Genomic DNA, 22,415 nt, shown 5'->3' with positions numbered 1-22,415 from the left:
CGACCGCCGACACCCGCGACACTGCATGCTCCTTTCTCCGCATGAGGTGCCCCATGGCTACCTGTGATGTCTGCGGCAATGACTACGACAAGAGCTTCACCCTCCAGCAGGGTGGACGCAGCGGCACCTTCGATTCGTTCGAGTGCGCCATCCATGCGTTCGCACCGCGCTGCGCACATTGCGACTGCGCGATCATCGGGCATGGCGTTGAAGGAAACGGTCAGATCTTCTGCTGCGCACATTGCGCCGGTCACGCCGGTGTAAAGGGAATCACAGACCGGGCCTGAGCCCGCTCCGGCCGGTCATGCCGGGACTAGCGAGGCGAGCCGTGCGACCCGGGCTGCACCCGAATCCGCGAGCAGCGCCATCGCACGCTGTTTCCGGGCCGGCGTCCCCGCCACGGCCTCCCGTGCCACCACTACGTCGAATTCCCTGGCGTTGGCGTCCAGCGCGGTAGCCAGGACACATGAATCGGCCGTCATCCCGCTGAGCCAAAGGCTGCGCACGCCAAGCTTGGCCAGCAGAATCGGCAACGGGCTGGCCAGGAACGCCGAATGCTTGGGCTTGAGCACGAAGTAGTGACCGGGCAGGGGAGAGAGGAGGTCGGCAATCCGCCCGGCCGGTCCTCCATCCCGCTGGCACTGTGCTACCTGTTGGCGGAAGTCACGCTTCCAGTCCGAGAAATTGTCATTGGCGTAGATGACCGGCCATCCGTGGCCATCAAAGTGGTCTCTCAAGCGTCGGATCTGTGCTGCCGCCCGCTCCGCTGCTGGCGCCAGCGCCTGCGCGCCTGGGAAGTCGAAGCGACTGAACATATCGATGATCAGCAAGGCGGTTGACGGAGCATTTCCCATGGTTCAATCCCCTGTCTGCGCGTGCGGAGCTTCGACCGGCTTGGATTGCGGTGAGTCCTTCTGCCGCAGGAAGATCGTAAGTACAACCAGGGACAGCACCGCAAGAAACTCACTCTGCCAGTTCTGCATCGATTCGAACCAGAACGTGCTGCCGGCCAGATGCTCCAGGAAACCCGGCACCGGCAATCCCTGCAACTGTTGCTCGACCTGCTCGGCGCGCCAGCTACCCAATGCATGCAATGTAAAACTGAGCAGGAACAACAGCCCGAAGGCGATCGCAAGCGAGTGAGCGTAGAGCACCTTCCATGCGCCGCCGCGACGAACCGGCCACGGCGCAGGTCCCGGCTCCACGCGGTTCTGCTCCTGCGCGGGGTCCAGCGGCCGGGATTCGGCTGATCCACGCTGGCGCAGGCTGACGGTCAGAAGAACGTACATCCCCATCTGCAGGAACTCGCTCTCCCAGTTCTCGAATGTAGCGCTCACGAAATGCCCGGTCGCCAGGTAGTGCCACAGGTCGACCGGCGCGCGTCCGTGCTGCGTCAACGTCTGGTTGTGCACGTGATGTCCCGCAACTGCCTGCCCGACAATGAAGACGACAGTGAGTGCAAGCAGCACCAGCGAGAGACCGTTGCGTTTCCACATGCAACACCTCATTCAGGCTGACCGGAAACCGTGCATGCAGCTTGAGCCGGTAGCGCACCATGACGCGTGAATCCGGCGCATCCAGGATGTGAGGCGGCCTCAACGCTTGCCCGTCGGATCGGGGTCGGGACGTTCGTAGTCCTCGGGTACGGCCTTGGGGCCATCGCCGTCGTCCGGCATGTCGTGCGCCTTCCACTTCGCTCGATCATTGCGCCGCTTGTCCGGGGTGTGCGCCTTCGATTGATCGTCCACGTCTGTTGTTGGATTGAAAGGCAGCTTGTCGTTCATGCTGGGCTCCTGTGGCGGGTGTTCGCAGCGTGACCCGGTCGGGGTTAACGCTACGACGCCGCGGAATGAACGCTGTGCACACCTGGATGTCACCGGGGCGGGAGGACGTCACTGCGATGCTGTCGTTCTGATCTTCTGGAGAAGCACGATGCAGGCATTGACCTATCACGGCCGCAAGGATGTGCGCGTCGAGACCGTGCCGGATCCGGTGCTGGCGGCTGAGGACGATCTGATCCTGAGGGTTACCGCCACCGCCATCTGTGGTTCGGACCTGCACCTGTATCGGGGCAAGATTCCCGATCTGCACGACGGCGATGTGCTGGGCCACGAATTCATGGGCGTGGTGGAAGAGGTCGGCAGCGGCGTAACGCAGGTGAGGCCGGGCGATCGCGTGGTGATCCCCTTCGTGATCGCCTGTGGCGAGTGCTTCCACTGCCGGCTGGCCGAGTATGCCGCCTGCGAGACCACCAACACGGGCAAGGGCGCTGCGCTGAACCAGAAGGGCCTTCTGCCTCCGGCGGCGTTGTTCGGGTACAGCCATCTGTATGGCGGCGTGGCAGGCGGACAGGCCGAATTCGTGCGCGTGCCCAAGGCGAATGTGGGCCCACTGCGCATTCCGGAAGGCGTGGCCGACGAACAGGTTCTGTTCCTGTCGGACATTCTGCCCACCGGCTATCAGGCCGCGCTGAACGCTGGGGTCAAGCCGGGCTCGACAGTAGCCATCTTCGGTGCCGGTCCGGTGGGACTGATGAGCGCGGCCTGCTGCCGGCTGCTGGGTGCGGAGACCATCTTCATGGTCGACCATCTTCGCTACCGCCTGGACTACGCGCGCCGTGCCTATGGTGTGACGCCGATCGACTTCAAGGAGATCGAGGACCCGGCCGATTACATCCTGACCCAGACCAGTGGACGCGGCGTGGATGCCTGCATCGAGGCCGTCGGTTTCGAGGCCGAGGGCAGTGCCCTGGAGTCAGCGCTGACCGCCGTGAAACTGGAAGGCAGCAGCGGCGTGGCCATCCGTCAGTGCATCGCTGCCGCCCGCCGCGGCGGCGTGGTCAGCATTCCCGGTGTCTATGCCGGTTTCATCCACGGGTTCCTGCTGGGCGATGCGTTCGACAAGGGGCTGACATTCAAGATGGGACAGACCCACGTGCAGGGACTGATGCCGGAACTGCTCGACGCAATCATCGAAGGAAAGCTGGATCCGGGGGACATCATCTCGCACCGGATGCGCCTGGCCGATGCAGCGCAAGGCTATGCGATGTTCGATGCCAAGGACGACGACTGCCGCAAGATCGTATTGACACCCTGAGCGAGCCGTCATGAGCGGGATTGTCATGGCCTGTGTCTACGCAGTCTGGTTGACCGCCGGTGCGCTGGACTTCCACTTTCACCGGCGTACCGATCTGCCGCACACGTCCGCGATGCGCGAGAGCCTGCTGCATGGGCTGCAGCTGCTGCTCATCGGCAGCGGCGTGCTGGCGTGGCTCGTGCTGGAAAGCACGTGGTTGCTCGTCACGCTGCTGGCAGTTCTGGTCATCGCGCATGCAATCGCCGGCTACCTCGACACCGTCAGCGCGGACGGGCGGCGACGCATCAGCCCGGCCGAGCAGCACGTGCACAGTGTGCTCGACGCCGCTCCCTGGGTGCTGCTGGGCGGAGTGGCGTGGCAGGCCGAGCCTCGTTGGGCAGTCAATGTGGCACCGGCAGCACCGGCGCTGTGGGGGTTTGTATTGCTGCCGGCGCTTGGCCTGGTGGTGTTGCCATGGCTATGGGAACTGCGCCAGTGCGTGCGTGCCAGCGAACAGCGCCAGCGGTGAGCGCGTGAGGAACACTGCGCCGGGTATTCATGTGGCCGCCACACCGCCAAGACAGTGATGTGACCGCAGGGCGCCTACGTTCATCACCTATCTTCATTGCAGACCGGCCATGCAGGATGTGACGTCGCCTTCTTCGCTGTTCAACCGCGCGCGCCAGGTTCTCGCCCAGCAGCCCGCACTGCCTTTGCCCGGAAGTGGCCACACGCTGCAGCGTTGGCGGGCGCTGGCGGCGTGGGGGGCAGAGGACCTCTGCCTGGCCAAGGTACTGGAAGCGCATTACGACGCCCTGGCGATCATTGCCGAGCTGAACGCGCCTAGGGTTGCTGAAGGGCAGCTGCTGGCGGTGTGGGCCGCAGAAGGCCCAGCCAACACCCTGCGCATCGACGCCGGCGGTGGACTGTATGGTGACAAGCCCTGGTGTTCAGGCAGCGCGTGGGTGGATGCGGCACTGGTAACCGTGCGGAACACACACGGCGTGTGGCTGTGCCATGTGCCGGCGGAGCATTGGTGCACGCTTTCGGGTGAGCCCTGGCCGGCGGCTGGCATGGCCGGCATTCCGTCCACGACGGTGCGCTTCGACGGCGCACCGATGACGATTCTGGGACCGCGCGACGCCTACCTGCAACGGCCGGGCTTCTGGCATGGCGGAGCCGGTATCGCGGCGGTCTGGTTTGGCGCAGCGGTGGCACTGGCTGAACGCATGCGGCCGGCCTGCAGCGACGGCAACCGCGCACGGCTGCTGGGTGCAGCGGACCTTGTGCTGGGGCCGGCTGCGGCGCTGCTTCGCGAAGTGGCCGCACGCATCGACGACGCGCCTCAATCGGCGCATCGGGGAGACGTAGTGCGGCTGCGCTGCGTGGTCGAGCGGGCGGCGACGCGCGTCCTGGATCTTGCAGGCCGGGCGCTCGGTCCGGCGCCGATGTGCCTGGAAGACGGTCACGCCCGCCGCTGGGCGGACCTGACGGTGTTCCTCAGGCAGTGCCATGCCGATCGCGATTGGCAGTGGCTGGGTGAGCAGCGGGCAGCCGAGGAGACCGCATGGGCGCTGTAGCCAGCACACCCCTGCAAGGACAGGGAACTCAGGAACAGGCCTGGCTGCGCTGCGATTGGCTCTGGCAGCAACCGTCCACGTCCGCCCGTTCACTGTGCGCCGGCCACGACCGCCTTGTGGTCGTTGCGCCGCATCCCGACGACGAGATTCTTGGCTGTGGTGGGCTGCTCCATCATGCCGCGGCACAGGGCATGCAGGTTGGCGTCATTGCCGTGACCGATGGTGAAGCGTGTTATCCGGGTGAACCGTGGTGGACACCGGAGCGCCTGCGGTCGGCGCGTCGGGCAGAGCTTGCAGCTGCATTGGCGGAACTTGGGATTGCGGCCGACGCGACGTTTCATCTCGGCATCGGCGATGGCGCGGTCAGCAAGCACGAACAGGGCCTGCAGGACTGGCTGCAGCAGCACCTGCAGCCGGGCGATCTGGTACTGGCGCCCTGGCGCTTCGATGGGCACCCCGATCACGAAGCGGCAGGGCGTGCAGCCTGCCGCGCCGCGCGCGCAGTGGGTTGCCGTCGCCTGGAGTACCCGGTATGGGGTTGGCACTGGCTGGATCCGGCCTGCGCGCATATGGCGTGGGAGTTCCCGCAGCTTGTCGACATTTCCGCAGTGGCGTCGGTGAAACGAAGTGCGATCGCCCGGTTCCGGACGCAGACGGGCAACGTGCCGGGCCTGAACAGCCCGCCGGTGCTGCCTTCCCATGTACTGGCCCGATTTTTCCGCGATTACGAGGTATTTCTGGCATGAGCGCGCAACCGTACTTCGATGAACTGCATGAGCAGGAAGACCCTTTTGGCTACCGCAGTCGGTGGTATGAAGAACGCAAGCGTGCGTTGCTGCTGGCCAGCCTGAGCCAGCGCCAGTTCAATCGTGGCTGGGAGCTGGGATGCTCCAACGGCGTGCTGACCGAGGCCCTGGCGGCCCGCTGTGAGCGCCTGCTGGCCACCGATATCAGCCCGCGCGCAGCGTTCCGGGCCCGCCGCAACCTGGCCCACCTGCCGCACGTGCAGGTCCACTGCGCCAGCCACCCCGAGCAATGGCCGCCGGGGCGCTTCGACCTGATCGTCTGCGGTGAGATGGGCTACTACCTGGGGACGAGCGCCCTTCGCGAGCTGCGGGCCGGAATCGATCAAGCACTTCGTGACGACGGATTGCTGGTCGCCTGCCATTGGTTGCCCTCGTTCCCCGGGCGGGTGAGCCGGACCGAAGTCGTGCATCGCTGCCTTGCCGACGGCCTGCACGAAGCCTTCCACTATCGCGATGCGGACTTCGTGCTGCAGGGCTGGACGCGCGGCACGCTGTCACTGGCCCGCAACGAGGGCCTGCGGTGATAGGCGTTCTGGTCCCCGCGCACAACGAGGCAGCCAGCATGGCGCGCTGCCTGCAATCGATCCGAAGGGCGGCCCTGCACCCGGGCCTGGGCGGCGAAGCGGTCGAAGTGGTGGTTGCACTGGACGCTTGCTCGGATGCGACGGCGTCCATCTGCCACCAACAGCGCGTCGGCATTGTGCGGCTGGATGCACGCTGCGTGGGGATTGCCCGCGCAGCGGCCGCCGTCGAGCTGCTGGGTCGCGGCGCCAGGTGGTTGGCCAGCACCGACGCTGATAGCGAGGTCCCTGGCGACTGGTTGGTTGGACAACTGGAGCAGCCGTGTGACGCCTTCTGCGGACTGGTGGACATTGCGGCGCGCTGCCCGTCCGAACATCGCCTGCGCAGGGTATTCCAGGGGCGGCAGCAGTGGGGGGAAGGTCACGGGCGCATCCATGGTGCCAACCTGGGTGTCTCTGCCCATTTCTATCGTGCGGTCGGCGGTTTTCCTGCCTTGCGCTGCGGGGAAGACGTTCAGATGGTGAGGGCGCTGCAGGCCTGCGGCGCGGATGTACGCTGGGCCGGTGCTCCCGTCGTCTTCACCAGTGCGCGTCTGGAAGGGCGCGCCGCAGGGGGATTTTCAGCCTATCTGGCTGAAATGGGGGCGGCGGGTGCCCCTGCCGTGCTGACCGGGCCGGCCATTGCGTAAACACCGGCCATTTCGCCGCACCGCAGCAGGGGGGCGCGCCGTCAGGCGTCTCCGATTCAGGCCGAATCCCATGAAACCCGGGCACATCGGCCGATATGTGACGCGCTCCCTGTACGCGTTTACGGCGCGTGAACGCTGCCGACCTTAGATTGATCGGCTCGGAGAGCAGGAGCGGCCGATGCCGAACAGCGCGATTGTCTACGCCAGCCGGGCTGCCCCCGGGTTCACGCCGGAACGCCTGGCTGCACTGATGGAAGATGCGGCCCGCTTCAATCGATCAGCGGGCGTGACCGGGGTTCTGTTGTTTGACGGGCAGCGTTTCCTGCAATACATGGAAGGCCCCGCCGACGGGCTGGATGTTGCCTTCTCCCGCGTAAGCGGCGCCCGCAGCCACACCGAACTGACCGAACTCGGGCGTGGCCGTGTCGGGCAGCGGCGGTTGCCGTTCTGGCCGATGCGCTGCCTGTCGGTCAGCGCGGGCGAGCTGCAGAGGATCGCCCTTGCTGACTGGAGCCGTTTCATCCAGCGGGCGGTAACGAGCCAGGACGAAGCCGAAGCGATGGAGAAGCTGCTTGCAGTCGTTGAGCCCTACGCGAACGCCGCTTGAAGTGCGGGACGGGTGCTAGCATGTTGTGCAGCTGATCACACGCCGCACAGTGTCCTGCAACTGATCGATGTGGAATGGCTTGGTCACGAAGGCGGCGCGGCGGTGGCGCTGTGGCACCAGCTGGTCATAGACCGCAGAGACGAAAAGAAAGGGGATGCCAAGTTCCGCCAGGCGATCAGCGACTGGAAATACCACGCCGTCTCGAAGCTCGACGTCCAGCACGGCGCCGTCGAACTGCTGGGTATCCAGCAGTCCCAGCGCGTCGAACACGCTGTAGGCGTGTGTCACCTGGTCGCCAGCGTCCTCAAGTGCATGTTCCATCAGTGCTGCCAGGTCGAGCTGGTCTTCCACCAGCAGCAGGTTGCATCTGCGCTGGCTCAATCCGGATTGCATGTGTGCAGCCTGTGTTGCTTCGGGAACGCCAGTCTGTGCTGTGCAGCATCAATACGGTGCGTGCGGCTTGTCAGCCCGGCGCGAAGCCCGTGAAGCGCGCTTCCAGCACCGTATAGGCAGCGTGCAGGGCCGGATGGAGTTTGTTGACGGCGCCTTGGCACGTGCCATGGATACTGCCGCCGTCCCCCGCATCGGAGCTTTTCTCATGCCGCTATCCGGAACCGATTCTGCTTCCCCCCGCGTGCTGCGTGTCGAGTGCATGCCGCTGGACTGCGGTGGCACGGCCGTCGTAGTGGAACTGGACCGCATGCCTGAACGGACGTGGATGAAGTCGCTCAAGCGGGCGCTGCAGGCCGACGATGTCCTGGAGGACGCGCACGCCAAGTTCGATGGGCGCTTCGTGTATGTCGTGGGCGTGGAAGGCGGCGCTCACCGTATGCAACATCGTGTGGTACAGGCGCTGGTGGCAGCGGACGCTCCGCGCGCTCCGGCTGGCAGCCTGCGAAGTCGAGCCGGCGGCACGGCACTGTCCAGCCCGATGCCCTGAGCGCAGACCAGGGCCATCCCGAAGTCCGTAGATGCTATCGCTGCATCAGGGCTGCGTGCAGCGCACACCTTGGGCGGTTCACACCTCCCGACGAGGCGGTCCCCTGCTGAGGTGGCTGCGTACCGGGCGCGCCGGACATTGCGGTGGTCTGCGGCTTGTGCCCGATCAGCGCGTCATGCCCAAGCGGCGTGGACGCGCCGCAACTCGACGCAGCCTCCACACCGGACTCACCGCGCGTACGACCGGCATCGCTAAGGTAAAGCGGTCCGCAACCATCGGTGGTGCCATGCCTCTTCGTGCGATTGCCTACGTGAGTGAAGCCTCCCGCAACCTGACCGCAGCGCGGCTGCAGCAGCTTGTGGCCGAAGCGGTGCAGTTCAACGAATCCGTCGATGTCACCGGCACGCTGCTGTTCGATGGCTCGCGCTTCCTGCAGTATCTGGAGGGCCCGGAGGCCGGGATCAATGCGGCGTACACGCGCATTCTCGCGGCCGGCAGCCACAGTGGGGTCGTCGAGTTGAACCGGGGCAGGGTGGGGCGTCGACAGTTTCCGCACTGGCGGATGCGCAGCGTGCGGGTGGACGAACTGGCGCTGGGAAAGATCGCCATCTCCGACTGGACCGGCTTCGTACGCAGCGCGTCGGCGCTCGACTCGGGAAAAAGCGCACTGGATCGTCTGCTGTCGGTCTCGCAGTTGCAGACGGATGCAGGTGCGGGAGAGCCCCTGGAACCGTACGAGCAGTCGGTGCGATGAAGGTGGCGGCCGCCCCGCGTGCATCTGCCCCACTGCGTGTTGGCTGTGCGGGCTGGTCGCTGCCGCGGGCGGATGAGGAAGCGTTCGGCGCGGGCGACAGCGCGCTGCAGCGCTATGCCACACGCCTGCCGATGGTGGAGATCAACTCGTCCTTCTATCGACCGCACCAGCCCAGGACCTACGCACGTTGGGCAGCGAGCGTTCCAGAGGGCTTCCGGTTCGCGGTGAAACTCCCGCGCGAGATCAGCCATGAGCGTCGGTTGCGCGATGCAATGCGGCCGCTCGAACAGTTCCTGGAAGGCGCGCGGGAGCTGGGCGGAAAGCTCGGTCCGTTGCTGCTGCAGTTGCCGCCCAGCCTGGTGTACGACACGGCCACGGCGGGAACTTTCCTGCGCGGACTGCGCGCTCGCACGCAGACCGAGCTGGCGTGCGAGCCCCGCCACCCGAGTTGGTTCACTACTGACGTGGATGCGTTGCTGAGCGCGCATGGGGTTGCGCGGGTTGCCGCGGATCCGGCACGTGTGCCGGTGGCAGCGATCCCCGGCGGTGACCGCACCTGGAGCTACTGGCGCTGGCACGGCCAACCGCAGATCTATCGCAGTGCGTACAGCGAACAGGCCCTGGCCGGGCTCGCGGAACGGCTGCGGCGCGAATCCGACGCGCAACGACCCGCCTGGTGCGTACTGGACAATACCGCACTGGGCCATGCCACCCGCAACGCCCTGCGCCTGCAGGCGCTGCTGTCGGAGAACGCACATGCCTGAAGGCCCTTCCATCGTGCTGTTGCGCGAAGCCGCAAGCCATTTCAAGGGGCACGTGGTCCGCACCGTGTCCGGTAACAGCCGCATCGACCTGTCACCGCTGCAGGGCCGCAGGGTCAAGGCGGTCCGCAGTTGGGGCAAGCACTTCCTGCTGGAGTTCAGCCGCCACACGCTGCGCATCCACCTGATGATGTTCGGCAGCTGGCGCATCGACGAACGGAAGCCAGGCCCGGCGCGGGTATCGCTGGTGTTCGACAACGGTGAGCTGAACTTCTACGCGTGTTCCGTGCGCCTGATCGACCAGCCGCTGGACGACATCTACGATTGGCGTGCGGACGTGATGAACGAGGCCTGGGATCCAAAGCTGGCCCGGCGCAAGCTGAAGGCCCTGCCGGATGTCATGGTCTGTGATGCGCTTCTGGACCAGACCGTCTTCGCCGGCGTGGGCAACATCATCAAGAACGAGGTGCTGTTCCGGATAGGCGTGCATCCGGCCACCCGGCTGGGCGACCTGCCGCCACGCAGGCTTACCGCCATGATCGAGCAGGCCCGCGCCTACAGCTTTGATTTCCTGGAGTGGAAGCGCCGTTTCGAGCTGAAGAAGCATTGGCAGGTGCACACGAAAAAAGTCTGCCCCCTGTGCGGTGGCCCGATCAGCAAGCTCTACATGGGGACCACGCGGCGACGCACGTTCTTCTGCCCGAATGATCAGGTGCTGTACGGGCCCTGAGGCGGCCATCCGTGGCCGCCGGGCTCCGCGGTGCGCCGGTCAGGCGGCCTGCGCGGCCTTGGCGTTGCCGCCGCCCTTGGCCAGCAGGGTCAGCTTCTCGTCGGTGGCCTTCTCTTCCTCCAGCGTCTCCAGCAGCAGCGGAAGGGCATCCTTGTAGCCCAGTTGCTTGGCCAGCGCGGCGATGGTGCCGTAGGACGCAATCTCGTAATGCTCGACCTTCTGCGCGCCGCCGATCAGGGCCGCATCCCGCACCGGCCCCTTGTCGATGCTGTCGATCACTTCCTTGCCTTCCTCCACCAGGCCTTCCATCGCCGCACACTTGATGCGCTTCAGGCGAATGCCAAGCACCTCCACCACCTGATCGATGCGTTCGATCTGGCCCTGCGTTTCTTCCAGGTGCGTTTCGAACGCTGCCGCCAGGTCCGGGTTCTCGGCCGCACGGGCCAGGCGCGGGAGGGCCTTGGTCAGCTGCTTCTCGGCACTGTAGATATCCGAGAGTTCGTGGATGAACAGGTCTTCCGCCGTCTTGATAGCCATACTGGGCTCCGCAGTGAGTGGAGTGCTCAGCGTAGGTCCTGCCCGGTTGCGATCGGGCAGGGGCCAGGTGAAGGCGGCATGTGAGCGCCCGCAGGATTACTGCGCACGGTCTTTACGAGAGTGCGCCAGAACCGTACGGCATGCAGCGGCCTCCTCATCCGTGTGACGGTCCGGCCCCATCAACGGTGGGGGAAAGTAATGTCAAACCTTCAGGCAACGCGCATTAACAATCAGCAGGGCGGGGGAGCCCGGCGTCGGCCGCGGCGGCGCCACGCCATCACCTGGCCCACCACAGCCGTCAACAGCAGCATCGCATTGGTCACCACGAAGACCACGCTGCCCAGCATCGCGCTGTACACCGTGAACAGCGCAGACGCGGTCATCTGGCCTGCGAACAGCCACCTGGACACGGCTTCCGGGTTGGGCGACTGCCACTGCTTCACCATCTGCCGGATCAAGGTTGCCATCAGTACCGCCGTGGCGGCCCAGCCGAGTACGTCGGGGTGCATGGCAGCCTCCGGTGTGTGGACAGCCCCACGCTAGCCCTTGGCTGGGCAACGCCGTACGAACGAGAGGTGAAGACAGCATCCCGCCTCCGGCGCCCTCGCGCCATTCACTCCGGACCGGTGACAATGGCCGCTCGGGCGCACCATGCGGGCTCCGCCCACCGAATGCAGGAATGCTGAGATGTCCAACACCCCCTTTGGCGAATCGTCATGTGCTGCCGCAGCCAGCGGCTGCATCGAGGTGCGCGGTGCGCGCGAGCACAACCTGAAGAATGTCGACGTCTCCATTCCACGCAATGCGCTGGTGGTGTTCTCCGGCGTGTCCGGGTCCGGCAAGTCCTCGCTGGCCTTCGGCACGGTCTTCGCCGAAGCGCAGCGCCGCTATTTCGAATCCGTCGCGCCCTACGCACGCCGCCTGATCGACCAGGCCGGCGTACCCGACGTGGATGCCATCGACGGGCTGCCGCCGGCTGTCGCCCTGCAGCAGCAGCGCGGTGCCAGCAATGCGCGCTCGTCGGTGGGCAGTGTGACGACGTTGTCCAGCCTGGTGCGCATGATGTACTCGCGGGCAGGGGCCTACCCGGCCCACCAGCCCATGCTGTACGCCGAAGACTTCTCGCCCAACACCCCACAGGGCGCCTGCAGCACCTGCCATGGCCTGGGGCATGTCTACGAAGTGACTGAAGCACTGATGGTGCCGGACCCTTCGCTGAGCATCCGCGAGCGCGCCATCGCCTCCTGGCCACCGGCATGGCATGGCCAGAACCTGCGCGACATTCTGGTCACGCTGGGCTACGACATCGATGTGCCGTGGAAGAAACTGCCGAAGAAGGACCGGGACTGGATCCTGTTCACCGAGGAAACGCCCACGGTGCCGGTCTATGCCGGCTTCACGCCGGCCGAGACCCGCGCCGCGCTCAAGCGCAAGCTGGAGCCCAGCTACATGGGCACGTACACCGGCGCACGCCGCTACGTGCTGCACACCTTTGCCAACACCCAGAGCGCGCTGATGCGCAAGCGTGTTTCCCGCTACATGGAAGGCCGCCTGTGCCCCGCCTGCCAGGGAAAGCGCCTGAAGCCGGAAGCGCTTTCGGTCACCTTCGCCGGCGTGGACATCGGCGAGTTCCTGCGGCTGCCGCTGGATCAGCTGGCGGCCTTGCTCGAGCCCATCGCGCAGGGCGATTTCAGTGCACACAGCCACGGCGCGCGTACCAGCAGGCGTGCAACGCCCCGCGATCACGCCAAGCGGGCAGCAAGTGGCCGCGCGACCCACGAAGGCGCCCCCGACGTGCGCCTGACCTCAGCCCTGTCAGAGGAAAAGCGCCTGGCGGCGCAACGGCTCGCGGGCGGGGTCATGGCGCGGGTACGGCAACTTCGCGAGCTCGGCCTTGGCTATCTCTCGCTGGATCGCGCCACGCCCACGCTGTCGGCCGGCGAACTGCAGCGCCTGCGCCTGGCCACGCAGCTCAGCTCGCTGCTGTTCGGCGTGCTGTACGTGCTCGACGAACCGTCGGCCGGCCTGCATCCGGCCGACAGCCAGGCGCTGTACGACGCGCTGGAACGCCTGCGCGACGGCGGTAACTCGGTGTTCGTTGTTGAACATGATCTGGAGCTGATGCGCCGCGCGCAGTGGCTGGTGGATGTGGGCCCGCAGGCAGGGGAACATGGCGGACGCGTTCTCTACAGTGGCGAGCCCGACGGCCTGCGCAACGTTCAGGATTCGCGCACGGCGCAGTACCTGTTCGACCGGGTGCCCGCGCCGGCCAGCCGGCAGCGCAGTGCCAACAGCTGGCTGGCGCTGCAAGGCATCCATCGCCACAACCTGCACGGCGTGGATGCGCAGGTGCCGTTGGGGTTGCTGACTGCAGTGACCGGCATTTCCGGATCGGGCAAGTCCAGTCTGATGGCGCAGGCGCTGCCTGAGCTGATGCTGCTGCACCTCGGGCATGAGACAGCAGACGACGGCGCCGACAGCGCGCCCACGGATGGACCCACCGTGATCGAAGCCACTCGGGGCCAGCTGGCCGGCGACGTAGACGCCATTCAACGCGTGGTACAGGTAGACCAGAAGCCCATCGGGCGTACGCCACGCTCCAACCTGGCTACCTACACGGGCTTGTTCGACCACGTGCGCAAGCTGTTCGCCGCGACACCCGACGCGCGCCGCCGCCGTTTCGACGCGGGCCGCTTTTCGTTCAACGTGGCCAAGGGCCGATGCGAAACCTGCGAAGGCGAGGGTTTCGTCAGCGTCGAACTGCTGTTCATGCCCAGCGTCTATGCGCCGTGCCCCACCTGTCACGGCGCCCGCTACAACGAGGCCACGCTGAAGGTGCAGTGGAACGGCCGCAACATTGCCGAGGTCCTGCAGATGACGGTGGACCAGGCCCATGCGTTCTTCGCCGAAGAAGAGGCCATCGCCCGCCCGCTGCAGTTGCTGCAGGAGATCGGCCTGGGCTACCTGCGGCTGGGCCAGCCGGCCACGGAGCTTTCAGGGGGTGAGGCGCAACGCATCAAGCTGGCCACAGAGCTGCAGCGCAGCCAGCGCGGGCGCACGCTGTACGTGCTGGACGAACCCACCACCGGGCTGCATGCAGCAGACGCGGACAGGCTGCTGGTGCAGCTTCAGCGGCTGGTGGACGCAGGCAACACGGTGGTGATGATCGAGCACGACATGCGTTCTGTCGCACAGGCCGACTGGGTGATCGACGTCGGCCCGGGCGCAGGCAGCGCGGGCGGCACCATCGTGGCGGCGGGGCCACCGCATCAGGTGGCCCGCGCCAAGGGCAGCAGGACGGCACCGTTCCTGGCATCCGAGCTGGGGCAGGGTGTGCGCGAGCGGAATCGTCCGGCAGGAGGCGCCTAGCCGCAGGACAGCAGCGTCCAGCAACGATCGGCAATCTCTGCCGCGCCAGGGTGGCCGCGCAGGCTTGATCGTTTCGCAAGGCGGCACTGCAGGTCGTCCATCCAGGCTGACCGGGTACCGTGCGGATCTCTCACATAGATATCGCAGGCAAGCCGGATGACCGGCGCCACTTCGTGCCGGAAACTCATCGCGGGCAGCGCACCCAGACTGAAGGCGGTTTCCCAGTGGGCCAGCTCGCGCTCCACATCGACAACGTGCTTGCTTCTTCCGTGGCTCACGGCGCCTACCCCTGTTCGAAACCTCACTGTACACGCTCGCTGCCGGGAGCCTGTTCATCACAACCATTCATACAACGCGCTTGCCGGCACGTTCCCGTAACGGCGACACGCCCACAGTCAATCGGCAGCAGACTTGCTGCGGCGGAGAATCGAAATGAACAGCGTCCCCGAACAGAACAGGAATGACCGCTCCAACGCGTCCGCTGAAGCAGAGCAGCCTGCACCGCAGGGGCAGGGCGAGGGGGGCGAACCCGGCGGGGAGGAGCCCGGCAAGCAAGGACAGCAACAGCAGCAGGACAACAAGGATAGCGAGAGCCCGAAGCCAGCGGATGAAAAGAAGGGCGGTCTCGGCGGCGATACCCGCCGCTGAGGAACAGGAGGAGCCGCGCGCCGAGCGGCTGCTTCCGCAGCAGACAGGGAGCGCGCATGTCCTCGCAAAGCCAGGCGATCAGCCTGATGACCAAGATCATGTACCAGTGCCGCCCGGAGAGAACGACGACGATGGCGCAATGCCGTTGCTGCGATGCGCCCAGTCCTGGCGGGATGGAGTGCGCACGGTGCCTGACCGGAAGGCTTGGCGAAACGATTCACAATCGTGGCGCAGCGTTCGGCTGGCTGGAGTCGTTCCGCAGGGTCCAGCAGGACGAAGCACACGTATTCGAATGCGCAAAGCGCGCCGATGCGGCATCTTCCTAGGCGTCGCATCCAGACCTGACATCGCGCAGGCGTATGCTCGGGTCATCCAGGAGCAACGCCATGACTTTTCCGATCTGCATCTACGATAGAACGGGCACGGGGCTCCGGCTGCCCACGGGGTGGTGGATCGACCTTCAGTCCGATCTGCCCGCGCTGGTGAACGGCGCCGCACGTATCGACCTTCCGCGCTCTTCGAAAGACGAGCATCCACGCTTGGATCCAGAGGTCCTGAGGGACCTTTTCCGGCGCATCGGGGGTTCGCAGTGGCTAGGTTGAATCCGGTGCGTTCCCTGGGAGTGCGCTGGCTGTTCTTCCGTCTTCGCAACGGCCAATCCATCAGTCCCGCCAGGTTGATGTCCGTCTGGTCCGAGGCTGCCGAATCCAATGAGTGCGCCGTGCGCCGCGAGATCATCGACGGCGCAGGCTACGTCTATGCCCTGTACGCGCCCAACAGCCTGCTTTCCCCCCGGCGTGTGGAGCTGCGCATGAGAGCGCTGCTGGAGGAGGCGGGCTACGCCTTTACGATGGGTAGCCTGGCAGGGCGTCACCCCGGCGACGGTTGAGGCGCGGCGCTGAGGCGCCGGCCGGACAGTCCATGTGTCGCTCTCATTCGGGGCCATCAGGCTCCAGAGGTTCGTCAGGTGCGGGATCGAAGAGCGCCAGCATCCGTTCCCGCCGGCACTGTTCGAGCCAGTGGTGCCATATCTCCACCTCGTCCATCAGCCCCGTGGCACCGCACGCGGGGCACGTGAGCGTCGTGCCCAATGGACTCGTCTTGAGGCCCTCGTCCTGAGTCATTGATGAGCGCAAGCCGCAGCTCTTGCAGGTCGATCGCAACTGATCGAGGCGAACGATGGCGCCATTGCGCGCAAGAAGGGGCTGGATCGCGTGGATCCGGAAGGCATTGGGAGGATGCATGGCCGTGTCGTCTGGGGCTGGACACGGGAGCAAAGGATTCTGCGCCGGAGAAGAGCCGTGAGAGCGCAGTGTGCTTTGTTGGAGGTTAACCCTTCATCAAGGTGCACACCGCGCGCCATGACTGGCCTGAAATCCCACGGCCGCAATCGTGCACTGACGTGGCAGCCGGCGCTCGTCCGGTGCCAGCCCTGCCTCTGGGCAGGAAGGGCTCCGCCATCACGACGGAGCCCCGTACACTCACTTTTCCTGCAGGAACGCCAGCAGATCCTGGTTGACCTTGTCCTTGTGGGTGTCGGTCAGGCCGTGCGGCGCACCCGGGTAGACAATCAGCTTTGCGCCCTTGATCAGCTTTGCCGACTGGCGGCCCGAGATATCGATCGGCACGATCTGATCGTCGTCACCGTGGATCACCAGGGTAGGAACATCGAACTTCTTCAGGTCGGCGCGGAAATCGGTGGCCGAGAACGCGGCGATCGAATCGTAGGTGTTCTTGTGGCCGCCCTGCATGCCCTGCGCCCACCACGCATCGATCAGCCCCTGCGACACCTTCGCGCCCGGGCGGTTGAAGCCATAGAACGGGCCCGACGGAATGTCCTTGTACAGCTGCGCGCGGTTATCCATCTGTGCCTTGCGGATGCCATCGAACACTTCGATCGGCAGGCCGTTCGGGTTGTCGGCGGTCTTCAGCATGAACGGCGGCACCGAGCTGATCAGCACGGCCTTCTTCACCCGTCCAGTGCCGTGCCGGCCGATGTAGCGCGCCACTTCGCCGCCACCGGTGGAGAAGCCCACCAGGGTCACATCGTGCAGGTCCAGCGTATTGATCACCGTGGCCAGGTCATCAGCGTAGTGATCCATGTCGTTGCCATCCCACGGCTGGCTGGAACGGCCGTGGCCGCGGCGGTCATGGGCAATGACGCGGTAGCCGTGGTTGGCCAGGAAGATCATCTGCGATTCCCAGCTGTCCGAGTTCAACGGCCAGCCGTGGCTGAAGGTCACGACCGGGCCGTTCTTCGGGCCCCAGTCCTTGTAGTACAGCTGCACGCCATCGGCGGTGGTGATGTAGCTGGCGGTGCGCGCGATGCTGGTGACTGCCGCCGGCGTGGCCGGTTCGGCGGCCTGCACGGACAGGCCGGCCTGGACCGAGAGGGCGAGGGTGGCAACGGCCAGGGTACGGGCGAAGGTGTTCATGCGGGAACTCTCATGGGTGGGTGGTGAGACGTACTTTGCGCCAGAAATCAGGCATCTGGGATATGACAAGTCCGAATTTCTTGATAGATCGTCCTGATTGCGCGGACCCACAGTGGGGTCGACTGGATGATCATCCGAAGCTGCCCGACCTGGGCCTGCGCACTACCGAACGAGCCAGAGGCGCTTGCAATGGTGGCATTGCAGCCGGTTCCGCATTGCTTCCCGGAACGCAACATGACGTACCCCTTCACGGCGCTACCGCACCTGCGGCGTGCTGCCTAGGCTGATCCCACACGGCACCTGCCGTGTCCCGGGCCCACCGCTCACGCAGTGCCCACTTTCCCATGAACCACGCAGTGCTGGCGTGCCAGGCATCCGCGCCCTGGCCGCGCCGCGCCCTGCGTCGTGGGAAAGCGCCCGGAATCGCTAGCGCCAGCCTTGCATTGCTGCCCGCCAAATGGCTCTTCGTGGAGATCCCTCATGTTCAGTATGGAAAACACCGCCGCGCCCATTGCTCCCGCCCTCGATGAACTGGTGCCCTCGCGCTACGCCCTGAAAGTGGGCGACGTCGAAGTGCTGGTGATCAGCGACGGCGTCCTGCCGTTGCCCACCCAGATGCTCGGCCACAACGTGCCGGCCGCCGACCGTGCCGAATGGTTCGAAGAGATGTACCTGCCCCAGGATGCCTTCGACTGGGCATTGAACGTGATGGTGGTGCACAGCGGTGATCGCACCATCCTCATCGATGCCGGCCTGGGCATGGACCCGGACCTGCAGCTGCCGCGCGCCGGCCAGCTGATCCGCCGCCTCGGTGCCGCCGGCATCAACCTGGGCGAAATCACCGACGTGGTGATCACCCACATGCACATGGACCACGTCGGCGGCCTGCTGGTTGAAGGCGTAAAGGAACGGCTGCGCCAGGACCTGAAAATCCACGTCGCAGCCGCGGAAGTGGAGTTCTGGAAGTCGCCGGACTTCAGCCGTACCAACATGCCGCAGGGCTTCCCCGATGCGCTGCGCGCCACGGCCAAGCACTTCTGGGCCGAGTACAGCAGCTATGTGCACACCTTCCAGGACGAACAGCAGATCGCGCCGGGCGTGACGGCCCGCCGTACCGGTGGGCATACCCCGGGCCACTGCGTGGTGCGCGTAGCGTCCGCGGGGCAGGCCCTGACCTTTGCCGGTGACGCGGTGTTCGCGGTCGGCTTCGACCAGCCGAACTGGCACAACGGTTTTGAGCACGATCCGGAGGAATCCGCACGCGTTCGCGTCGCTCTGCTGAAGGACCTGGCCGGCACCGGCGAACTGCTGGTGGCCACCCATCTTCCGTTCCCGTCAGTGGGCCGGGTGTCGCTGGACGGCGAGACGTTCCGCTGGGTGCCGGTGTTCTGGGACTTCTGATCGGATCCTGCGGATACAGCGCAAGCAAGGGTTTTCGACGGGGCGCATCGGCGCCCCGCTCGAATCCCGCAAGGGCGGCCGGCAACGGACGCCATCCCTGGCTGGCGTGGAACTACTGGATGGCGGTCGGGCGAGCCAACCGCTGCAGCTTGTGCGGATTGCGCTGCACCAGGATCTGCGTGATCCGCTCGCCATCGGTCTCGAAGGCCATCGCCGCCTCCAGCTCGCCATCGAAATAGCGCAGCAGTCCCAACCGTCCGTTGAGCATGGCCGGCACCATCCGCAACTGCGCGCTGCGCCGCAGGTGCGGGGCATACAGCAGCTGGGCAATGCGTGCACCCCCGACCATCGGCCCGGGGAAGCTGGTGACGATACCGCCGCCGTCACCCACCAGCTCGGCCGATTCGGCCATCAAGGCCTTCATCGTGCGGAAATCCCCGCTGGACGCGGCCTCGGCGAAGCGGCGCAGCAGTTTCTGGTGCACGTCCTGCGGGACGTTGTAGCGCGGGCGTTCCTGCCGGAGCTGCTGGCGCGCACGATGCACGATCTGCCGGCAGGCGGCTTGCGTCTTGTCCAGGGTGCGCGCGACCACGGCGTAATCCTGATCGAACACGTCGTGCAGCAGGAAAGCCGCACGCGCATCCGGGGCCAACCGTTCCAGCACACTGAGGAAGGCGACCGACAGATCGCTGGCGGTTTCCAGCACGTACTCGGGCGTGGCGGTGTCATCGGTCAGCAGCGGCTCGGGCAACCACATGCCCACATAGTGTTCGCGCGCGTGCCGGGCCAGGCGCAGGCCATCAATGGCGCGACGGGTGGTGGTCGCCACCAGCCAGGCTTCCGGATTCTCGATCTGTGACTGGTCGGTGCCATGCCAGCGCAGCCAGACATCCTGCACCACGTCTTCGGCTTCGTGCGAAGACCCAAGCATGCGGTAGGCCACGCCGAACAGGCGTGGGCGGAGGCGTGAGAACAGCGCAGTGGATTCGTCCATGCCAGCGTAGACGGGACAGGTCCCCGGATTGTGACACCCGGGAACCTGTCGTTGGTGCCAGCGCCGGACGTGCGATCAGTGCGGCGGCAGCACCGCCGGCTTGCCGATGTCCTTGATCAGGAACACCACGAACTTCGCCGGCTCGGTGGCGCTGGCGTTGCGGCCTACGGTGTGCAGATCGGCCGGGCCTTCATGGAAGGCCTCGCCCGGGCCAAGGGTGACTTCCTTGCCGCCGGCCACACCCATCACGATCCGCCCTTCCAGGACATAGACGAAGCCATGGGCATCGTGGCGGTGGACAGGATCGGCGCCACCCGGCGGATACTCCACGGTAAGGATCAGCGCTTCCTTGCCGGGCTGCTCCGGCAGGGCGCGGGTCATCACCTCGCGCACCAGGGGCTCGGGCGCAGCAGAGGGCGGGGTGGCGGCAGCGCCGCACAGTGGCAGCAGCGCAAACAGGGCCAGAACAGAACGACGCATGGCAGGTCTCCAAAGCGGTAGAGCAGGGCCGCAGCATGGGGCAGCGGCGGAAGGATCAGGCCAGGCCGGCCTTCTCCAGGCCAAAGACTGCGTCCAGGGTGCCGGGCGTGGTACGGAAGGCAACGTTGGCGCGGTTCCAGGCGTTGATCGCCATCACCGCGTGGGTCAGGTCGACAATTTCCTGATCGGACAGCTGGCCGCGCACGCGTGCGTACAGCTCGTCGGGCACGCCCTGCGCCGGCAGCTGGGTCAGTACTTCGGTCCAGGCCAGGCAGGCGCGCTCGCGCGGGCTGAACAGCGTTGATTCACGCCATGCCGCCAGGTGATGCAGGCACAGCGGACGCTCGCCGCGCAGGGTGGCTTCCTTCACGTGCATGTCCAGGCAGAAGCCACAGCCGTTGAGCTGCGATGCACGGATGTTGACCAGATCGATGATGGCCGCTTCGATCGAGGCGGTGTGGGCGGCATGCGAGTACAGGCCGAGCTTCTTGAACAGTTCGGGGGATTGCGCGGCGTAATCCAGGCGTGCGGTCATGGTGTGTTCCTGTAGCGTGTGAAGGGCACAGCGAGGCTAGGCCTGCATTCGCAATGCCGGTAGGCGGGGGCCGGGCCGCACGCTGTTGTATGAAAAGCACCAATGTCCTGTCACAGCGGCCGATGCTCGGCCGTCTGCCGGGCATGGACACCTCATCGCACCTGCGCACCGCATCGCGCCCTGCCAGCGAACAGGTCTGGCAGGCCTTCCTCACCGCATTGCGCGAACTGCCGCCCGATGCACGTGCGGTACTGTTGCTGCACGATGTGCTGGGTGCCGGATTCGAGGACATCGTGCCCCTGCTGGGGCTCGATCTTGCCGCGTGCAGGCAACGGTTGAAGCTGGCGCGGAGCCACCTGCACGCACAACGTGCCCGCCCGGAGCCAGGCCACCCATGAACGCCTCAACGCCCCGCCTGGCCAGCGACGGCCACGATGCGCTCAATGCGTCCTTCTCCACCAGCTACGCCGGCGTGCTGGCCTTCATTGCAGTGGCGTCCGAGGGCAGCTTCGCGCGCGCGGCCGACCGCCTCGGCATCGGCCGCTCGGCCGTCAGCCGCAGCGTGCAGAAGCTGGAAAGCCAGCTGGGCGTGCGGTTGTTCCTGCGCACCACGCGCTCGACCACGCTCACCCGCGAAGGCGAGCTGTTCCTGGAGGGCTGCAACCCGGGCGTGACCTGCATCCTGCAGGCGCTGGAGGAAATGCGCGACCTGCGCGAGGGCCCGCCGCGCGGGCACCTGCGCATCAGTGCCAGCCACGGCTTCGGCCGTCGGGTGATTGCGCCCTTGCTGGCAGCCTTCCGTGCCGAGTACCCGCAGGTATCCGTGGAGCTGCTGCTGGACGAGCAGGCCCCCGACCTGGCCGGTGATCGCATCGACGTGGCGTTTCGCGACGGCCTACTGGAAGACAGCCAAGTGATTGCCAAGCAGCTGGTGCCGATGCAGCTGGTCGTATGTGCATCACCGGCGTACGCGCAGGTGCACGGCCTTCCCGCGTCGGTGGACACGCTGCCCACGCATGCCTGCATCGGGCGGCGCCTGCCGGGCGGACGCATGCAGCCCTGGGAATTCCGTGTCGACGGTGCCGAAGTACACCTTCAGCCGCCTGCTGCACTGGTGTTCAACGATGCCGACCTGGCCCTGCAGGCCGTCATCGACGGGCTGGGCATCGCCCAGCTGCCCAGCTATCAGGTGCGTGAAGCGCTGTGGGCGGGCAGGGTGGTGACCTGCCTGGATCGGCATGCGCCGCTCGATCGCGGCCACTACCTGTGCTACCTCAGCCGCCGCCAGCTGCCCAAGCGCGTGCGTGCCTTCATCGACTTCAGCACGCAGCGGGTGCGCGCGCTCGAACTGGATGTGATCTCGCACTGGGAAGCACGCCAGCAGGCCACCCCTCTGAAGCCAGGCGCACAGCCTGCCTTGGCCTGAGCGTACTGGTGCGTGCCGGGCAACAGTGCGCGGCCGGTCACGGACCTACTCCCTCGCGCCCGCGCCACCTACGATGCCTGCGCCCGGCCACACGCCGGTAGCCCCTCTATATTCCAGGAGACACGCA

General features: G+C 66.1%; 31 protein-coding genes. 19 read left to right on the top strand and 12 right to left on the bottom strand.

Annotated features, from left to right (window positions below; translation table 11 throughout):
• Positions 1–53: 53 nt before the first annotated feature.
• Positions 54–287, top strand: coding sequence for a hypothetical protein (locus PEM_RS08510; RefSeq protein ID WP_111128450.1), 234 nt, complete (start codon positions 54–56; stop codon positions 285–287).
• A 15-nt stretch (positions 288–302) separates the two neighbouring features.
• Here PEM_RS08510 and PEM_RS08505 read toward each other — a convergent pair whose 3' ends face one another.
• The 3 genes from PEM_RS08505 to PEM_RS08495 form a co-directional block, all read right to left on the bottom strand.
• Entirely contained in the window at positions 303–854 is a 552-nt protein-coding gene (locus PEM_RS08505) for a cysteine hydrolase (protein WP_005416582.1), read from the bottom strand.
• 3 nt (positions 855–857) lie between these two features.
• Complete coding sequence (locus PEM_RS08500) at positions 858–1,496, bottom strand: DUF6766 family protein (RefSeq protein ID WP_111128452.1); 639 nt, start codon at positions 1,494–1,496, stop codon at positions 858–860.
• A 99-nt stretch (positions 1,497–1,595) separates the two neighbouring features.
• Positions 1,596–1,784 (bottom strand): hypothetical protein, encoded by a 189-nt coding sequence (locus PEM_RS08495; protein ID WP_053496592.1) that lies wholly within the window; start codon positions 1,782–1,784, stop codon positions 1,596–1,598.
• Positions 1,785–1,932: 148 nt separating this feature from the next.
• On the opposite strand from PEM_RS08495, the gene PEM_RS08490 reads away from it, so the two are divergent.
• From PEM_RS08490 to PEM_RS08460, 7 genes are all read left to right on the top strand, one after another.
• On the top strand, positions 1,933–3,096 hold the full coding sequence (locus PEM_RS08490) for a zinc-dependent alcohol dehydrogenase (protein ID WP_111128454.1): 1,164 nt from the start codon (positions 1,933–1,935) through the stop codon (positions 3,094–3,096).
• Positions 3,097–3,106: 10 nt separating this feature from the next.
• On the top strand, positions 3,107–3,604 hold the full coding sequence (locus tag PEM_RS08485) for a hypothetical protein (RefSeq protein WP_065186752.1): 498 nt from the start codon (positions 3,107–3,109) through the stop codon (positions 3,602–3,604).
• A gap of 109 nt (positions 3,605–3,713) precedes the next feature.
• Complete coding sequence (locus tag PEM_RS08480; protein ID WP_111128456.1) at positions 3,714–4,655, top strand: acyl-CoA dehydrogenase; 942 nt, start codon at positions 3,714–3,716, stop codon at positions 4,653–4,655.
• Positions 4,643–5,401 (top strand): PIG-L family deacetylase, encoded by a 759-nt coding sequence (locus tag PEM_RS08475; protein WP_111174906.1) that lies wholly within the window; start codon positions 4,643–4,645, stop codon positions 5,399–5,401. Before PEM_RS08480 ends, PEM_RS08475 begins: the two co-directional genes overlap by 13 nt.
• On the top strand, positions 5,398–5,985 hold the full coding sequence (locus PEM_RS08470; protein ID WP_111128460.1) for an SAM-dependent methyltransferase: 588 nt from the start codon (positions 5,398–5,400) through the stop codon (positions 5,983–5,985). The genes PEM_RS08475 and PEM_RS08470 overlap by 4 nt, the downstream gene beginning before the upstream one ends.
• Entirely contained in the window at positions 5,982–6,671 is a 690-nt protein-coding gene (locus tag PEM_RS08465) for a glycosyltransferase family 2 protein (protein ID WP_005416574.1), read from the top strand. Before PEM_RS08470 ends, PEM_RS08465 begins: the two co-directional genes overlap by 4 nt.
• Positions 6,672–6,849: 178 nt before the next feature.
• Entirely contained in the window at positions 6,850–7,278 is a 429-nt protein-coding gene (locus PEM_RS08460; protein ID WP_005416573.1) for a BLUF domain-containing protein, read from the top strand.
• Between the two features lie 15 nt (positions 7,279–7,293).
• Here PEM_RS08460 and PEM_RS08455 read toward each other — a convergent pair whose 3' ends face one another.
• Positions 7,294–7,671, bottom strand: a complete 378-nt coding sequence (locus tag PEM_RS08455; protein ID WP_111128462.1) for a response regulator — start codon at positions 7,669–7,671, stop codon at positions 7,294–7,296.
• Positions 7,672–7,837: 166 nt separating this feature from the next.
• Between PEM_RS08455 and PEM_RS20465 the strand changes: the two genes are divergently transcribed.
• From PEM_RS20465 to PEM_RS08435, 4 genes are all read left to right on the top strand, one after another.
• Complete coding sequence (locus PEM_RS20465) at positions 7,838–8,218, top strand: hypothetical protein (RefSeq protein WP_229765966.1); 381 nt, start codon at positions 7,838–7,840, stop codon at positions 8,216–8,218.
• 286 nt (positions 8,219–8,504) lie between these two features.
• The gene (locus PEM_RS08445) at positions 8,505–8,972 is read left to right on the top strand and encodes a BLUF domain-containing protein (protein WP_111128464.1); all 468 of its coding nucleotides are present in this window, start codon (positions 8,505–8,507) and stop codon (positions 8,970–8,972) included.
• The gene (locus PEM_RS08440) at positions 8,969–9,736 is read left to right on the top strand and encodes a DUF72 domain-containing protein (RefSeq protein ID WP_111128466.1); all 768 of its coding nucleotides are present in this window, start codon (positions 8,969–8,971) and stop codon (positions 9,734–9,736) included. Before PEM_RS08445 ends, PEM_RS08440 begins: the two co-directional genes overlap by 4 nt.
• On the top strand, positions 9,729–10,463 hold the full coding sequence (locus PEM_RS08435; protein WP_111128468.1) for a DNA-formamidopyrimidine glycosylase family protein: 735 nt from the start codon (positions 9,729–9,731) through the stop codon (positions 10,461–10,463). The genes PEM_RS08440 and PEM_RS08435 overlap by 8 nt, the downstream gene beginning before the upstream one ends.
• A gap of 39 nt (positions 10,464–10,502) precedes the next feature.
• Here PEM_RS08435 and PEM_RS08430 read toward each other — a convergent pair whose 3' ends face one another.
• Both PEM_RS08430 and PEM_RS08425 read right to left on the bottom strand, forming a co-directional pair.
• The gene (locus PEM_RS08430; protein ID WP_005416567.1) at positions 10,503–11,000 is read right to left on the bottom strand and encodes a DUF892 family protein; all 498 of its coding nucleotides are present in this window, start codon (positions 10,998–11,000) and stop codon (positions 10,503–10,505) included.
• Positions 11,001–11,230: 230 nt separating this feature from the next.
• Positions 11,231–11,509 (bottom strand): hypothetical protein, encoded by a 279-nt coding sequence (locus tag PEM_RS08425; RefSeq protein WP_111128470.1) that lies wholly within the window; start codon positions 11,507–11,509, stop codon positions 11,231–11,233.
• Between the two features lie 178 nt (positions 11,510–11,687).
• Here PEM_RS08425 and PEM_RS08420 point away from each other — a divergent pair, with 178 nt between their 5' ends.
• Positions 11,688–14,369 (top strand): excinuclease ABC subunit UvrA, encoded by a 2,682-nt coding sequence (locus tag PEM_RS08420; RefSeq protein WP_111128472.1) that lies wholly within the window; start codon positions 11,688–11,690, stop codon positions 14,367–14,369.
• Here the strand turns inward: PEM_RS08420 and PEM_RS08415 are convergent.
• A complete protein-coding gene (locus PEM_RS08415) occupies positions 14,366–14,614 on the bottom strand; it encodes a hypothetical protein (protein ID WP_240431600.1) in 249 nt (82 codons plus the stop codon). The two genes, PEM_RS08420 and PEM_RS08415, sit on opposite strands and share 4 nt — an antisense overlap.
• Positions 14,615–14,801: 187 nt before the next feature.
• Between PEM_RS08415 and PEM_RS08410 the strand changes: the two genes are divergently transcribed.
• The 3 genes from PEM_RS08410 to PEM_RS08395 all read left to right on the top strand — a co-directional run bounded on the left by PEM_RS08410 (position 14,802) and on the right by PEM_RS08395 (position 15,906).
• A complete protein-coding gene (locus PEM_RS08410; RefSeq protein ID WP_111128475.1) occupies positions 14,802–15,017 on the top strand; it encodes a hypothetical protein in 216 nt (71 codons plus the stop codon).
• A gap of 56 nt (positions 15,018–15,073) precedes the next feature.
• Complete coding sequence (locus PEM_RS08405) at positions 15,074–15,343, top strand: hypothetical protein (RefSeq protein ID WP_005416562.1); 270 nt, start codon at positions 15,074–15,076, stop codon at positions 15,341–15,343.
• A gap of 281 nt (positions 15,344–15,624) precedes the next feature.
• Positions 15,625–15,906, top strand: coding sequence for a hypothetical protein (locus PEM_RS08395; protein WP_005416560.1), 282 nt, complete (start codon positions 15,625–15,627; stop codon positions 15,904–15,906).
• Between the two features lie 43 nt (positions 15,907–15,949).
• On the opposite strand, the gene PEM_RS08390 is transcribed toward PEM_RS08395, so the two are convergent.
• Both PEM_RS08390 and PEM_RS08385 read right to left on the bottom strand, forming a co-directional pair.
• Positions 15,950–16,261 carry a hypothetical protein gene (locus PEM_RS08390; protein ID WP_061478249.1) on the bottom strand — a complete coding sequence of 104 codons (312 nt, stop codon included), beginning with the start codon at positions 16,259–16,261 and terminating at the stop codon, positions 15,950–15,952.
• A 237-nt stretch (positions 16,262–16,498) separates the two neighbouring features.
• Positions 16,499–17,452 carry an alpha/beta hydrolase gene (locus tag PEM_RS08385; protein ID WP_111128477.1) on the bottom strand — a complete coding sequence of 318 codons (954 nt, stop codon included), beginning with the start codon at positions 17,450–17,452 and terminating at the stop codon, positions 16,499–16,501.
• Positions 17,453–17,932: 480 nt separating this feature from the next.
• Here PEM_RS08385 and PEM_RS08380 point away from each other — a divergent pair, with 480 nt between their 5' ends.
• Positions 17,933–18,853, top strand: a complete 921-nt coding sequence (locus tag PEM_RS08380; protein ID WP_111128478.1) for an MBL fold metallo-hydrolase — start codon at positions 17,933–17,935, stop codon at positions 18,851–18,853.
• A gap of 112 nt (positions 18,854–18,965) precedes the next feature.
• Here the strand turns inward: PEM_RS08380 and PEM_RS08375 are convergent, their stop codons facing one another.
• From PEM_RS08375 to PEM_RS08365, 3 genes are all read right to left on the bottom strand, one after another.
• Positions 18,966–19,847, bottom strand: coding sequence for an RNA polymerase sigma-70 factor (locus PEM_RS08375; protein WP_111128480.1), 882 nt, complete (start codon positions 19,845–19,847; stop codon positions 18,966–18,968).
• 75 nt (positions 19,848–19,922) lie between these two features.
• Entirely contained in the window at positions 19,923–20,327 is a 405-nt protein-coding gene (locus tag PEM_RS08370; protein WP_065186737.1) for a cupin domain-containing protein, read from the bottom strand.
• Between the two features lie 55 nt (positions 20,328–20,382).
• On the bottom strand, positions 20,383–20,862 hold the full coding sequence (locus PEM_RS08365; RefSeq protein ID WP_119706091.1) for a carboxymuconolactone decarboxylase family protein: 480 nt from the start codon (positions 20,860–20,862) through the stop codon (positions 20,383–20,385).
• Between the two features lie 89 nt (positions 20,863–20,951).
• Between PEM_RS08365 and PEM_RS08360 the strand changes: the two genes are divergently transcribed.
• Positions 20,952–21,260 carry a sigma factor-like helix-turn-helix DNA-binding protein gene (locus PEM_RS08360; RefSeq protein WP_065186736.1) on the top strand — a complete coding sequence of 103 codons (309 nt, stop codon included), beginning with the start codon at positions 20,952–20,954 and terminating at the stop codon, positions 21,258–21,260.
• Positions 21,257–22,288, top strand: a complete 1,032-nt coding sequence (locus PEM_RS08355) for a LysR family transcriptional regulator (RefSeq protein WP_065186735.1) — start codon at positions 21,257–21,259, stop codon at positions 22,286–22,288. The genes PEM_RS08360 and PEM_RS08355 overlap by 4 nt, the downstream gene beginning before the upstream one ends.
• Positions 22,289–22,415: the final 127 nt, after the last annotated feature.

Origin of the sequence: Stenotrophomonas sp. Pemsol (assembly GCF_003586545.1) — a bacterium.
Classification (GTDB): Bacteria; Pseudomonadota; Gammaproteobacteria; order Xanthomonadales; family Xanthomonadaceae; genus Stenotrophomonas; species Stenotrophomonas sepilia.
This window is presented reverse-complemented; position numbering and strand designations above follow the sequence as displayed.

What these genes read in the sequence shown, in the direction of transcription:
- PEM_RS08510 (WP_111128450.1), top strand. Translation starts at nt 54, where the DNA reads ATGGCTACCTGTGATGTCTGCGGCAATGACTACGACAAGAGCTTCACC.
- PEM_RS08505 (WP_005416582.1), bottom strand. Translation starts at nt 854, where the DNA reads ATGGGAAATGCTCCGTCAACCGCCTTGCTGATCATCGATATGTTCAGT.
- PEM_RS08500 (WP_111128452.1), bottom strand. Translation starts at nt 1,496, where the DNA reads ATGTGGAAACGCAACGGTCTCTCGCTGGTGCTGCTTGCACTCACTGTC.
- PEM_RS08495 (WP_053496592.1), bottom strand. Translation starts at nt 1,784, where the DNA reads ATGAACGACAAGCTGCCTTTCAATCCAACAACAGACGTGGACGATCAA.
- PEM_RS08490 (WP_111128454.1), top strand. Translation starts at nt 1,933, where the DNA reads ATGCAGGCATTGACCTATCACGGCCGCAAGGATGTGCGCGTCGAGACC.
- PEM_RS08485 (WP_065186752.1), top strand. Translation starts at nt 3,107, where the DNA reads ATGAGCGGGATTGTCATGGCCTGTGTCTACGCAGTCTGGTTGACCGCC.
- PEM_RS08480 (WP_111128456.1), top strand. Translation starts at nt 3,714, where the DNA reads ATGCAGGATGTGACGTCGCCTTCTTCGCTGTTCAACCGCGCGCGCCAG.
- PEM_RS08475 (WP_111174906.1), top strand. Translation starts at nt 4,643, where the DNA reads ATGGGCGCTGTAGCCAGCACACCCCTGCAAGGACAGGGAACTCAGGAA.
- PEM_RS08470 (WP_111128460.1), top strand. Translation starts at nt 5,398, where the DNA reads ATGAGCGCGCAACCGTACTTCGATGAACTGCATGAGCAGGAAGACCCT.
- PEM_RS08460 (WP_005416573.1), top strand. Translation starts at nt 6,850, where the DNA reads ATGCCGAACAGCGCGATTGTCTACGCCAGCCGGGCTGCCCCCGGGTTC.
- PEM_RS08455 (WP_111128462.1), bottom strand. Translation starts at nt 7,671, where the DNA reads ATGCAATCCGGATTGAGCCAGCGCAGATGCAACCTGCTGCTGGTGGAA.
- PEM_RS20465 (WP_229765966.1), top strand. Translation starts at nt 7,838, where the DNA reads ATGGATACTGCCGCCGTCCCCCGCATCGGAGCTTTTCTCATGCCGCTA.
- PEM_RS08445 (WP_111128464.1), top strand. Translation starts at nt 8,505, where the DNA reads ATGCCTCTTCGTGCGATTGCCTACGTGAGTGAAGCCTCCCGCAACCTG.
- PEM_RS08440 (WP_111128466.1), top strand. Translation starts at nt 8,969, where the DNA reads ATGAAGGTGGCGGCCGCCCCGCGTGCATCTGCCCCACTGCGTGTTGGC.
- PEM_RS08435 (WP_111128468.1), top strand. Translation starts at nt 9,729, where the DNA reads ATGCCTGAAGGCCCTTCCATCGTGCTGTTGCGCGAAGCCGCAAGCCAT.
- PEM_RS08430 (WP_005416567.1), bottom strand. Translation starts at nt 11,000, where the DNA reads ATGGCTATCAAGACGGCGGAAGACCTGTTCATCCACGAACTCTCGGAT.
- PEM_RS08425 (WP_111128470.1), bottom strand. Translation starts at nt 11,509, where the DNA reads ATGCACCCCGACGTACTCGGCTGGGCCGCCACGGCGGTACTGATGGCA.
- PEM_RS08420 (WP_111128472.1), top strand. Translation starts at nt 11,688, where the DNA reads ATGTCCAACACCCCCTTTGGCGAATCGTCATGTGCTGCCGCAGCCAGC.
- PEM_RS08410 (WP_111128475.1), top strand. Translation starts at nt 14,802, where the DNA reads ATGAACAGCGTCCCCGAACAGAACAGGAATGACCGCTCCAACGCGTCC.
- PEM_RS08405 (WP_005416562.1), top strand. Translation starts at nt 15,074, where the DNA reads ATGTCCTCGCAAAGCCAGGCGATCAGCCTGATGACCAAGATCATGTAC.
- PEM_RS08390 (WP_061478249.1), bottom strand. Translation starts at nt 16,261, where the DNA reads ATGCATCCTCCCAATGCCTTCCGGATCCACGCGATCCAGCCCCTTCTT.
- PEM_RS08385 (WP_111128477.1), bottom strand. Translation starts at nt 17,452, where the DNA reads ATGAACACCTTCGCCCGTACCCTGGCCGTTGCCACCCTCGCCCTCTCG.
- PEM_RS08380 (WP_111128478.1), top strand. Translation starts at nt 17,933, where the DNA reads ATGTTCAGTATGGAAAACACCGCCGCGCCCATTGCTCCCGCCCTCGAT.
- PEM_RS08375 (WP_111128480.1), bottom strand. Translation starts at nt 19,847, where the DNA reads ATGGACGAATCCACTGCGCTGTTCTCACGCCTCCGCCCACGCCTGTTC.
- PEM_RS08370 (WP_065186737.1), bottom strand. Translation starts at nt 20,327, where the DNA reads ATGCGTCGTTCTGTTCTGGCCCTGTTTGCGCTGCTGCCACTGTGCGGC.
- PEM_RS08365 (WP_119706091.1), bottom strand. Translation starts at nt 20,862, where the DNA reads ATGACCGCACGCCTGGATTACGCCGCGCAATCCCCCGAACTGTTCAAG.
- PEM_RS08360 (WP_065186736.1), top strand. Translation starts at nt 20,952, where the DNA reads ATGAAAAGCACCAATGTCCTGTCACAGCGGCCGATGCTCGGCCGTCTG.
- PEM_RS08355 (WP_065186735.1), top strand. Translation starts at nt 21,257, where the DNA reads ATGAACGCCTCAACGCCCCGCCTGGCCAGCGACGGCCACGATGCGCTC.